Genomic DNA, 10,719 nt, shown 5'->3' on the forward strand with positions numbered 1-10,719 from the left:
GATTCTTGCAGGACCTGGGTGCGCGGCTGCTGGCCAAAGGAAGGCGGCCGGGCGCCAGCGCCTGATCAGTTTTCCTGACCTTCGCCCTTCAGTGCCGCCAGCACCGACTGGATCTTGGGCGTGCGGTGCAGATCGACATGGGTGACAAGCCACAGGGGCGATTTCCAGTCATCTCGGGTCATGATCTCGATCAGACCCTCGGCTTCGTCGACGGCCATGAAGCCGACGCCCAACCCTTCGCGCACACCGGCGCGCAAGGTCAGGATGTCATTGCTTATCAGCGCGCATTGCGGTTCGGGCAGTTCCGCGGCCAGCCAGCGCATGAACGGGGCATTCCGCCCCTCGTCACTGGGCAGGACAAACAGGTGATCGGCCAGCGATGTGGCTGCACCATGACGCTGCACATAGGCGGGCGATGCGTAAAGCCGGCTATCGACCATGCCAAAGGACTGGACGATATAGTCAGGCGATTCTGGCCGGGCGCCAGCACGGATGGCCACATGCGCCTCGCCCGTCTCTAGGCGGAACAGCCGGGTGTCGGTGACATAGCGCAACCGAAGGCCCGGATGCACCTCCATCAATTTGGTCAGGGCCGGCATCACCCGACGGACCAGGCCCGGAACCGAGGTGATCGTCAGCTCGCCCTCGATCCGTTCAGCCGCCCCCGAGATCTGCGCGGCAAGCTGGGCAAAGCGGGCATCGGCGGCCAGTCCGGCCTCTTCCAGCATCCGGCCGGCCTCGGTCAGTGTATAGCCGCGCGGATGACGCTGGAAAAGCTTGGCGCCCAGCTTGTCCTCTAGCGCGTCGATATGGCGAATGACCGTGGCATGGTGTACGCCAAGCGCCGAAGCCGCGCCGCTAACCGTGCCTGCACGCGCCACCGCCAAAGCGGTTCGGATCCCGTCCCAATCTTCCATTTTTATGTGCGTTCCTGAACAGAAGTTGCGCGATTATTGTCATTTTGTTCATCCGTGCAACTGCCTATCTGATCCGCAACGAATGCCAATCTATTCCGGGAATGAACCGACAATGAACATCCTGCACCTTGACAGCGCGATCACCGGCGAAACCTCGGTCTCGCGCAAGCTGACCGGCGATATCGTCGCCAAGCTGAAAGCCAACCACCCTTCGGCCAGCGTCACCTATCGCGATCTGGCGCTTGGCGTGCCGGCCATCGACGGCACCTGGGTCGAGGCCACCCGTGGCGCCGCCGGCGACGGCTCGGCCGCCCATACCGCCGCCGTCGCGACCTCGGACACCTATCTGAAGGAAGTCCAGGACGCGGATGTGCTGGTCATCGGCATGCCGATCTATAACTTTTCCATCGGCGCGCCGCTGAAAAGCTGGATCGACCAGATCGCCCGCGCCGGGATCAGCTTCCGCTATACCGAAGCCGGCCCCGAGGGCCTGCTGAAAGGCAAGCGCGCCATCGTGGCCTACAGCGCCTCGGGCACGCCGATGGGGTCGGATCTGGACCATGCCTCGGATTACCTGCGGTTTATCCTTGGCTTCTTCGGCATCACCGATGTCGAATTCATCGCCGCCGACAATCTGGTCTTTGACCGCGATGCCTCGCTGGCGCGCGCCAATGCCGAATTGGAAAAGCTGGCCGCCTGAGCGGTCAGAGATCCGGGTCAGGATCATGCAGGGACGGCCCTCGTTGACTCGGGGGCCGTTTTTGCCTATCTGGACCCTTAATTCCCGGAAGGCCTATCCTTCCGGTCCCCGCAAGGTGTGGGGATCGCCCTCCGTCAGCGCGTTGCGCCCACGGGGGCAAAACTGTTTTGGACCGCAGGAGGCCCGCGATGTTCGAGAACCTGTCAGACCGCCTGGGTGGGGTCTTTGACCGCCTGACCAAGCAGGGCGCGCTGACCGAGGATGACGTCACCGCCGCCATGCGCGAGGTTCGCACCGCCTTGCTGGAGGCCGACGTTTCGCTTCCGGTCGCGCGGTCCTTCGTCAAGGCGGTCACGGGCAAGGCCACCGGCGCCTCGGTCACGAAATCGGTGACGCCGGGCCAGCAGGTCGTGAAGATCGTCCATGACGAGCTGATCAAGGTGTTGCAGGGCGAGGGAGAGCCCGACGCCCTGCGTATCGACAACCCGCCCGCGCCGATCCTGATGGTCGGCCTTCAGGGCTCGGGCAAGACCACCACCACCGCCAAGCTGGCGAAGCGCCTGCATGACCGCGAGAAAAAGCGCGTGCTGATGGCGTCGCTGGACACGAACCGCCCGGCCGCGATGGAACAGTTGGCGATCCTTGGCCAGCAGATCGGCGTCGACACCCTGCCGATCATCAAGGGCGAAACGGCGGTGCAGATCGCCAAGCGCGCCAAACAGCAGGCCACGCTTGGCGGCTATGATGTCTATCTGCTGGATACCGCCGGACGCCTGCATATCGACGAAGTGCTGATGGACGAGGTTCAGGCGGTTCGCGATGTCGCCAACCCGCGCGAAACCCTGCTGGTCGTCGATGGTCTGACTGGTCAGGATGCCGTCAACGTCGCCACCGAGTTCGACGGCAAGGTCGGAATCTCGGGCGTGGTTTTGACGCGGATGGACGGCGATGGTCGCGGCGGCGCGGCCCTGTCGATGCGCGCGGTGACCGGCAAGCCGATCCGCTTTGTCGGCCTTGGCGAAAAGATGGACGCGCTGGAAAGCTTTGACGCTCAGCGCGTGGCCGGCCGCATCCTTGGCATGGGCGATATCGTGGCCCTGGTCGAGAAGGCGCAGGAAGTGCTGGAGGTCGAGCAGGCCGAACGCATGATGAAGCGCTTCCAGAAGGGTCTGTTCAACATGAACGACCTGAAAAATCAGCTGGAACAGATGCAGAAGATGGGCGGCATGCAATCCATCATGGGCATGATGCCGGGCATGGCGAAAATGGCCAAACAGGCGGAAGAAGCCGGCATGGATGACAGCGCCATCCGCCGTCAGGTCGCGCTGATCAATTCGATGACCAAGAAGGAACGGGCCAATCCCGACCTGTTGCAGGCCAGCCGCAAGAAACGCATCGCCGCTGGCGCGGGGATGGAGGTCGCGGAACTGAACCGGCTTCTGAAGATGCAGCGCCAAATGGCTGATACGATGAAAAAACTGGGCAAGATGGGCAAGGGCGGCATGCTGAAGCAGGCCATGCGCGCCATGCAGGGCAAGGGCGGCGGCCTGCCCGATATGGGCAATGTCGATCCCGCGAAAATGGCCGAGGCCACCAAGATGCTGCAAGACCCCAAGGGTCTGGGCGGGCAACTGGGCGGCGCGGGCCTGCCCTCGGGCCTAAGCGGGCTGTTCGGGAAGAAGTGATGCCCGCGTCCGACCACATCAAGATCGCGCGGATCGTGCGCGTCAATCACGCTGGTGAATTCAGCGCGATCCGCATCTATGCTGCGCAGATTCTGGTGTCGTCGATCTTCTGGAAACCTGTTGCCGCAGAGTTGCAAGATTTGCGGTCACATGAAGTCACCCATTGCGATCTGTTCAGATCCGCCATGCCGGATCGGCAGTCGCGCCCCTGTCGGACGATGTCGCTGTGGGGTCGGGGCGGTTGGCTTTTGGACCTTCTTACCGCTTTGCTTGGCCCCAAGGCGATCTGGACCTGTACAGAAATTGTCGAGGACAGGGTGCATCATCACCTGTCGGCCCAATTGCGCTATCTGGCAAAGCGGGATGAACCGCTGCACGACCTGATCGCCTCGATCCAGGCCGAGGAAGAGGGGCACCTGTCGCTCGCCCGTCAACATGTCGGCAAACACTCGACCTTCAGCAGGATGCTGGCGGCGCCGATCACCGCGGCGGTCGAGGCCGTCATCTGGCTTTCGACCTGGGACGGCAGCGCCAGAATGAACCGTGATCTTTCCGGGGCCGGCGCATGACGGTTCTGTCTGTCGATATTCCGGTCCTGACGACCGAACGGCTGATCCTGCGCGAACCGCGTCAGGCGGATTTCCCGGCGCATGCCGAATTCGCGGCCTCGGATCGGGCGAAATTCGTCGGCGGCAGCCCCGACCGTTTCGAGGCATGGCGCGGCTTTACCTCGGGCATCGGCCACTGGATCCTCAAGGGCTTCGGCTTCTGGACGGTCGAGGACCGCGCCACCGGCGCCCCCGCCGGCCGTGTCGGCTTGCTGGATCACGAGGGTTGGCCCGAAATCGAACTGGGCTGGCACATCTATGCCGGCTTCGAGGGCAAAAGCTATGCCTACGAGGCCGCGATGGCCGCCCGCGACCACGCCTATCGCGTCATGGGCCTGCCGCCGATGATCTCGCATATCGACCCTGACAATGCCCGCTCGCGCCGGCTTGCGGAACGGATGGGCGCGGTGATCGAACGCGAATCCGTGCTGCTGGGCCAGCCCGTCCTGATCTACCGCCACCCCGCAGGTGCTGCATGACCGCGCCCCTGCTGACGACCGACCGGCTGACCCTGCGCCCTCATGTCATGGCCGATTTCGACGCCTATGCCGAATTGATGCAATCGAACCGCGCGATCCATATGGGTGGCCCTTTCGATCTGGCGCAATCCTGGCAGTGGTTCGCCTCGGATGTCGCGCAATGGCCGCTGAAGGGCTGCGGCGCGCTGGCGGTGACCGAAACGGCAACCGGCAGGCTGGTGGGGCAGGTCATTCTGAACGACCTGCCGCATTTCCCCGAACGCGAACTGGGCTGGATGGCTTTCGCGCCCGGCCACGGCTATCTGACCGAGGCCGCCGCCCGGCTGCGCGACTATGCCTTTGTCGATCTGGGCTGGTCCTCGCTGGTCAGCTATATCGCCCCGGATAACGACCGCTCGATCGCCTTGGCGCGCCGTCTTGGCGCCCGGCCGGACAGCACCGCCGCGGGCCCCGATCCCGCGGATCTGGTCTTTCGCCATGCAAGGGTCGCGCCATGACCGCGCCCTTCTTCTTCATGAAAATATCCTCGGGGGTGTGGGGGCAGACAGCCCCCGCTGCCCGACCAGCCATCGGAGCCCCCGCATGAGTGACGCAACCGCCCGCGCCGCAGCCCTGTTGTCGGAACATCGTTCCAGCATCGACCGGCTGGATGCGATCCTGGTCTATACGCTGGCCGAGCGCTTCAAGCACACCCAATCCGTCGGCCGCCTCAAGGCCGACCACGATCTTCCGCCGTCCGATCCCGCCCGCGAGGCGGAACAGATCGCACGGCTGGAACGCCTCGCGCGCGAGGCCGACCTGGACCCTGAATTCGCGCGCAAACTTCTGAACTTCGTGATCGCGGAAGTCATCCGTCACCACGAACAATTCCAATCCTAGGGGCATCCCCCCGACACCGCCATTCAAAGGAGAATACCAATGGCAATGAAAATCCGTCTGGCCCGTGGTGGCAGCAAGAAGCGCCCCCATTACGCCATCGTCGCCTCGGATTCGCGCATGCCGCGCGACGGCCGCTTTATCGAAAAGCTGGGCACCTATAACCCGCTGCTGCCGAAAGACAGCGAAGATCGCATCAAGATGGATATGGAGCGTGTGCAATACTGGCTGGGCCAGGGCGCGCAGGCCACCGACCGCGTTGCCCGTTTCCTGGAAGCTGCCGGCGTCAAGGAAAAGACCGAGCGCAAGAACATGAAGAAAGCCCAGCCCGGCAAGGCCGCGCAGGACCGCGCCGCCAAGCGTGCCGAGCGTGAGGCCGCTGCCAGCGCCCCGGCCGAGGAAGCCACCGCAGAAAGCGCGGAATAATCCATGGCTGCGGCGGACCGGGTCTGCGTCGGCGCGATTGCAGGCGCCTTTGGCGTCCACGGCGAGGTGCGGCTGAAAAGCTTCACCTCGGAACCGCGCGACATTTCCAGCTATGGTCCGCTGACCACCGAGGATGGCAAACGATCCTTTGCCATTCAGGTGACCCGGCCCGTCACCGGCGGGCTGGGTGCGCGTCTGTCGGGGGTCGAGACCCGCGAACAGGCCGAGGCGCTGAAGGGCACGACCCTCTGGGCCTCGCGAGAGGCATTGCCGAATCTGCCTGATGACGAGTTCTACCATGCCGACCTGATCGGGTTGGAGGTGGTGGACACCGGCGGGCAGGTGCTGGGCCGGGTCCGGGCGATTTATGATCACGGCGCCGGCGATATTCTGGAAGTTGTGGGCCAGCAGGTGCTGCTTCTGCCCTTTACCCGTGCGGTGGTGCCGACGGTCGACCTGGTGGCCGGCCGTATCGTGGCCGACCCGCCCGGTTCGGACGAATGACCCGCATTTTCGTTCATGCCGGTTTTCACAAGACCGGCACCAAGACAGTCCAGCACTTCCTGCATCAGAACGGCCCGGTGATCTGGCCGCGTTCCGCCATTGTGTTACCCAGTCGGCTGCGCCAGGTGACTCGCATCGGGTTCTGGTATCAGGACCTGCCCGAGCCGGGCCTGCTGGATCAATGGCAAGAGGCGATGGAAACCTTTCTGCGCAGCCTCGACCTGGCGCCCGCAAAGCCCGGCAAGGCCGGCCGTGATCTGATCATCAGTGCGGAAAACCTGCTGGGGCGAATGCCGAACCAGGTCGGCCCGGATCCCTATCCCGTGGCCGTCGATCTGCTGGACCGGCTGATCCGCGCCCTGGGCGTGCTGCCGCAACCCGCTGAAACGACCGTGTATTTGTCGCAGCGACAACCGCAGGACTGGCTGCGCAGCGTCCACAGCCATCTTGCGCTGAAATCCCGGATCAGGTTGCGCGAGGATCTTGACCAGTTCACGGCGCGCCTGGGGCAGCTGTCGCTTGCCGATCAGGCCCGCCATATCGCGGCAGCCTTGCCTGTCCGGGTCATCACCCATGACATTGCGACGCTGGCCGAGGCGCCTTTCGGCATCGCCCAGCCCTTTGTCGACTTCCTGAACCTTCCGGCCGCCGCCCTTGCGCGATTGACGCCGGTGGGTCATGTCTACCGCTCGGCCGCGCCCGAACTTGTGGCCGCGCTGATCGCATTGAACAACAGCGCGCTGGATGGCGATGCCCTGGTCGCGGCGAAGCAGGCCCTGATCCGGGGCAACAGCCTGGCCGGCACCGATATGTGGGGAAATCCGCGATGAAATCTCATGGCCGGCTGTCCATCTCGGCCTCTGCCAAACCGCGCGAACTGATGGCCGAACCGCAGGTGCGGGGGGGCTGGACGGCGAATATCGTCACCCTGTTCCCCGAGGCGTTTCCCGGCACGCTTGGCCTGTCGCTGACCGGCAAGGCGCTGGCCGAGGGGCTTTGGAACCTGCGCACCATTCCATTGCGCGACCACGGCATCGGCAAGCATCGCAACGTCGACGATACGCCGGCGGGCGGCGGCGCCGGCATGGTGATCCGCCCCGATGTCATGGCCGCGGCGCTGGATCGGGCCGATCCTGGCCTGCCGGTGATCTATCTGTCACCACGCGGCCGCCCCTTTACCCAGGCCCGCGCCCGCGCCCTTGCCGAGGGGCCGGGGATGACTCTGATCTGCGGCCGGTTCGAGGGCGTGGATCAGCGCGTCCTGGACGCCCGCAACATCGAAGAGATCAGCATCGGCGACTATGTCCTGACCGGAGGCGAGCTTGCAGCTCAGGTCTTGATCGACGCGACGGTTCGCCTTATACCGCGCGTGCTGGGGAATCAGGCGTCACTGGCCGAGGAATCCTTTTCCGAAGGTCTGCTTGAACACCCGCAATATACTCGCCCCGCCGAGTGGGAAGGCCGCAGGATCCCCGATGTCGTCATGTCGGGCAATCATGCGGCCATATCTGCTTGGAGGCGCGAGCAGGCCGAAAGCCTGACCAAGGAACGCCGCCCCGACCTGTGGCGGGCATTTGCAGACCGGGACACCGGGGGGCAAGTGGACCCGACAAAGGACCGACAGCTCTCGGGCGCATCAGACCAATCGCGGAAACGCCGCGAGCATGAAAAGGATTAATGCGATGAACCTGATCGCCCAACTGGAAGCCGAGCAGATCGCCTCGCTCGGCAAGGACATCCCGGACTTCAAGGCCGGTGACACCATCCGCGTCGGTTACAAAGTGACCGAAGGCACCCGCACCCGCGTGCAGAACTATGAAGGCGTCTGCATCGCCCGCAAGGGCGGCAATGGCATCGCCGCCAGCTTCACCGTGCGCAAGATTTCCTTTGGCGAGGGCGTGGAACGTGTGTTCCCGCTGTATTCGACCAATATCGACAAGATCGAGGTCGTGCGCCGCGGCAAGGTCCGCCGCGCCAAGCTGTACTATCTGCGCGATCGTCGCGGCAAGTCGGCCCGTATCGTCGAAAAGACCAACTACAAGCCCCTGTCGGGCGCTGCATCCAAAGCCTGAGGAGACGTCCGATGAGAAAAGACATTCATCCCGATTACCACATGATCGAGGTCAAGATGACGGACGGCACGACCTACAACGTGCGTTCGACCTGGGGCAAGGAAGGCGACACCATGTCGCTGGATATCGACCCGACCTCGCACCCGGCATGGACCGGCGGCTCGGCCAAGCTGATGGATACCGGCGGCCGCGTGTCGAAGTTCAAGAACAAATACGCTGGCCTCGGCTTCTGATAAGCCCCGCCAGTCGGTGCAAGACGCGAACGCCGCCCTTTGGGGCGGCGTTCTTCGTTGGGCATGGACGACATGGGGGCGGGGTCAAAGCGATGTCGTCAGCGATACCCACCAACCTTTCGGCGCGCTGCCGCCAAGGGGATGGCCGGTGATCAGCCGTTCACCCGCGTCGATGGTCACACGGCCGTCGCGATAGCGGCGCAGCACCGGGCCTTGCGCCGATTGCCGGCCGCTCAGCTCGATCGTGGCAAAGCCCATATCGCGGGCCGGTTCGGGGCGCTGCTGCATTGCGATCAACTCGGGCAGCAGAGGCGTCACATGGGCGGTAAAGCCCTGGCTGATGATGGCGTTCATTGCAGTTCCCCATGCAGCGGCGTCGTGCGGGTGGTCCAGCGCGAGCGGTCGCGGTTGCGAAGCAGATCCCGTGTGGCGATGTCGGGATCGCGGGTCATGACTGTCACGGGGATTCCGGCGATGCAGTGATGGCGCCCAGTCACCCGGTCGATCAGATCGACCGTGAAGACCGGGGGCAGCGGGCGCATCGCCTGAATGGCGGTTCCGGCAAAAGCGGTCAGGTGGTTCAGCATCGTCATGGCGGATACTCCGTCGTTTCACTGTCAGGTCTTGCTGACAGATTTATTACGACTTAGTCAGTCGTGTTTATCAAGATAAAAACGACTTGCTGAGTAGATATTTTTTAAATATTTGAAATATCATGAAATTACTGGATCTGATACCGGAAGATTCAGCAGCTCGTGTTCTGGCCGGCTGACCAGATCGGCCAGGGTCAGTGATTCGATCAGCAGCAGATAGGACCAGAAGATCTCGCCAAAGACGCGGCGCAGCTGGCAGGTCTTTTCGTCGGTGCAATCCTCGCAGCGGTGATAGGCGCTGCGAGACAGGCAGGGCAGGGGCGCCAGCGGCCCCTCGATCCGGCGCAGCAGCGGTTCCAGCGGCACCTCGGCCGGATCGCGGTTCAGGCGGTATCCGCCCTTGCGGCCCCGGATCGAGGTCAGGATGCCGGCATCGCGCACCTGCAACAGGATATGTTCCAGAAAACGCTTGGGCGCGCCTGATCGACGGGCGATTTCCTCGATCTGCAAGGCGTGGTCGCTGTTTGCGCGCTCCTCAGCCAGAACGATCAAGGCTTTCAGCGCATATTTCATTTTCTGAGTAATCATGGATCATTCCTAGGCAGCGCCGGGCCATACGGCAAGCGTGCTGCGCAGCCGGGCCGCTTTTTCCGTCACTTGGGTTGCGCGGGGCGACTTTCCAATAGGCCGTTGTTTTCATATGGTCCGCCCGGTTCTGGTGCCGGAGGATTCGTGGCGCATATCATCGTTGTCGGGAACGAAAAGGGCGGTTCGGGAAAATCCACCACCTCGATGCATGTCGCCACCGCGCTGGCGCGGATGGGGCATCGCGTGGGCGCCATGGATCTGGACGTTCGCCAGCGCAGCTTTGGCCGCTATCTGGAAAACCGCGCCGCCTTCATGGCGCGCGAGGGGATCGAACTGCCGACACCCGAACTGGCGCATCTGGCCGAAGGCGCCGACCCCCTTAGCCCGCCCATGGCCGAGATGGAAACGCGTTGCGATTTCATCCTGCTGGACTGCCCCGGTTCCCATACCAAGCTGAGCCAGATGGCGCATACACTGGCTGACACGCTGATCTCGCCGATGAATGACAGCTTCATCGACTTCGACCTGCTGGCGCGGATGTCGCCTGATGGCGATGTGCTTGGTCCCTCGATCTATGCCGAGATGGTCTGGACCGCGCGGCAGATGCGCGGGCAGGCCGGGGCCGGGGCAATCGACTGGCTGGTGCTGCGCAACCGCCTTGGCACGCAGGCCATGCACAACAAGCGCAAGGTTGGTGACGCGTTGACCAACCTGTCCCGCCGCATCGGCTTTCGTGTGGCCCCCGGCTTTTCCGAGCGGGTGATCTTTCGCGAGCTGTTTCCGCGCGGGCTGACCCTGCTGGACCTGAAGGATGTCGGGACCGAGACGTTGAACATGTCCAACATCGCTGCCCGCCAGGAATTGCGCGACCTGATCGCGGAATTGCGGCTGCCGGGAGTTTCCGTCAGCTTCTGACATGCGTGCCCGGCCAGCCGTTCGGCCATCTGCCGCCCATTGAACGGATAGCGAAAACGCCGCATTGTGGCACGGGGTCGGCATGACTATGTTACGGTCGGTTACATTGGATGTGATGATGGG

General features: G+C 63.7%; 17 protein-coding genes. 13 read left to right on the forward strand and 4 right to left on the reverse strand.

The window, feature by feature from the left end:
• Positions 1–65 precede the first annotated feature (65 nt).
• The gene (locus FNJ84_RS08640) at positions 66–917 is read right to left on the reverse strand and encodes a LysR family transcriptional regulator (RefSeq protein ID WP_143792691.1); all 852 of its coding nucleotides are present in this window, start codon (positions 915–917) and stop codon (positions 66–68) included.
• 112 nt (positions 918–1,029) lie between these two features.
• Here FNJ84_RS08640 and FNJ84_RS08645 point away from each other — a divergent pair, with 112 nt between their 5' ends.
• The 12 genes from FNJ84_RS08645 (at position 1,030) to rpmE (ending at position 8,500) form a co-directional block, all read left to right on the forward strand.
• Positions 1,030–1,617, forward strand: coding sequence for an FMN-dependent NADH-azoreductase (locus FNJ84_RS08645; protein WP_143792693.1), 588 nt, complete (start codon positions 1,030–1,032; stop codon positions 1,615–1,617).
• Positions 1,618–1,805: 188 nt separating this feature from the next.
• Positions 1,806–3,302, forward strand: a complete 1,497-nt coding sequence (gene ffh, locus FNJ84_RS08650; RefSeq protein ID WP_143792695.1) for a signal recognition particle protein — start codon at positions 1,806–1,808, stop codon at positions 3,300–3,302.
• Positions 3,302–3,871, forward strand: a complete 570-nt coding sequence (locus FNJ84_RS08655; RefSeq protein WP_143792697.1) for a demethoxyubiquinone hydroxylase family protein — start codon at positions 3,302–3,304, stop codon at positions 3,869–3,871. Before ffh ends, FNJ84_RS08655 begins: the two co-directional genes overlap by 1 nt.
• Positions 3,868–4,389, forward strand: coding sequence for a GNAT family N-acetyltransferase (locus FNJ84_RS08660; protein WP_143792699.1), 522 nt, complete (start codon positions 3,868–3,870; stop codon positions 4,387–4,389). Before FNJ84_RS08655 ends, FNJ84_RS08660 begins: the two co-directional genes overlap by 4 nt.
• A complete protein-coding gene (locus FNJ84_RS08665) occupies positions 4,386–4,886 on the forward strand; it encodes a GNAT family N-acetyltransferase (protein ID WP_143792701.1) in 501 nt (166 codons plus the stop codon). Before FNJ84_RS08660 ends, FNJ84_RS08665 begins: the two co-directional genes overlap by 4 nt.
• A gap of 85 nt (positions 4,887–4,971) precedes the next feature.
• Entirely contained in the window at positions 4,972–5,268 is a 297-nt protein-coding gene (locus FNJ84_RS08670; RefSeq protein ID WP_143792703.1) for a chorismate mutase, read from the forward strand.
• Positions 5,269–5,307: 39 nt separating this feature from the next.
• Positions 5,308–5,691 (forward strand): 30S ribosomal protein S16, encoded by a 384-nt coding sequence (gene rpsP, locus FNJ84_RS08675; RefSeq protein ID WP_143792705.1) that lies wholly within the window; start codon positions 5,308–5,310, stop codon positions 5,689–5,691.
• A gap of 3 nt (positions 5,692–5,694) precedes the next feature.
• Positions 5,695–6,195 (forward strand): ribosome maturation factor RimM, encoded by a 501-nt coding sequence (rimM, locus tag FNJ84_RS08680; protein WP_143792707.1) that lies wholly within the window; start codon positions 5,695–5,697, stop codon positions 6,193–6,195.
• The gene (locus FNJ84_RS08685; protein ID WP_143792709.1) at positions 6,192–7,025 is read left to right on the forward strand and encodes a hypothetical protein; all 834 of its coding nucleotides are present in this window, start codon (positions 6,192–6,194) and stop codon (positions 7,023–7,025) included. The genes rimM and FNJ84_RS08685 overlap by 4 nt, the downstream gene beginning before the upstream one ends.
• A complete protein-coding gene (gene trmD / locus FNJ84_RS08690) occupies positions 7,022–7,873 on the forward strand; it encodes a tRNA (guanosine(37)-N1)-methyltransferase TrmD (RefSeq protein ID WP_143792711.1) in 852 nt (283 codons plus the stop codon). Before FNJ84_RS08685 ends, trmD begins: the two co-directional genes overlap by 4 nt.
• A gap of 4 nt (positions 7,874–7,877) precedes the next feature.
• Positions 7,878–8,267, forward strand: a complete 390-nt coding sequence (gene rplS, locus FNJ84_RS08695; protein ID WP_143792714.1) for a 50S ribosomal protein L19 — start codon at positions 7,878–7,880, stop codon at positions 8,265–8,267.
• Positions 8,268–8,278: 11 nt separating this feature from the next.
• Positions 8,279–8,500 (forward strand): 50S ribosomal protein L31, encoded by a 222-nt coding sequence (gene rpmE, locus FNJ84_RS08700; protein ID WP_143792715.1) that lies wholly within the window; start codon positions 8,279–8,281, stop codon positions 8,498–8,500.
• Positions 8,501–8,584: 84 nt separating this feature from the next.
• Here rpmE and FNJ84_RS08705 read toward each other — a convergent pair whose 3' ends face one another.
• The 3 genes from FNJ84_RS08705 to FNJ84_RS08715 form a co-directional block, all read right to left on the reverse strand.
• The gene (locus tag FNJ84_RS08705) at positions 8,585–8,854 is read right to left on the reverse strand and encodes a hypothetical protein (protein WP_255471114.1); all 270 of its coding nucleotides are present in this window, start codon (positions 8,852–8,854) and stop codon (positions 8,585–8,587) included.
• Positions 8,851–9,093: a hypothetical protein gene (locus FNJ84_RS08710; protein WP_143792717.1), complete on the reverse strand. Its 243-nt coding sequence runs from the start codon at positions 9,091–9,093 to the stop codon at positions 8,851–8,853. The genes FNJ84_RS08705 and FNJ84_RS08710 overlap by 4 nt, the downstream gene beginning before the upstream one ends.
• A 120-nt stretch (positions 9,094–9,213) precedes the next feature.
• On the reverse strand, positions 9,214–9,681 hold the full coding sequence (locus FNJ84_RS08715; RefSeq protein ID WP_143792719.1) for an Rrf2 family transcriptional regulator: 468 nt from the start codon (positions 9,679–9,681) through the stop codon (positions 9,214–9,216).
• Between the two features lie 144 nt (positions 9,682–9,825).
• Between FNJ84_RS08715 and FNJ84_RS08720 the strand changes: the two genes are divergently transcribed.
• Positions 9,826–10,596, forward strand: coding sequence for a division plane positioning ATPase MipZ (locus FNJ84_RS08720; RefSeq protein WP_143792721.1), 771 nt, complete (start codon positions 9,826–9,828; stop codon positions 10,594–10,596).
• Positions 10,597–10,719: the final 123 nt, after the last annotated feature.

Source organism: Paracoccus sp. M683 (assembly GCF_007096355.1).
In the GTDB taxonomy this organism is placed as follows: domain Bacteria; phylum Pseudomonadota; class Alphaproteobacteria; order Rhodobacterales; family Rhodobacteraceae; genus Paracoccus.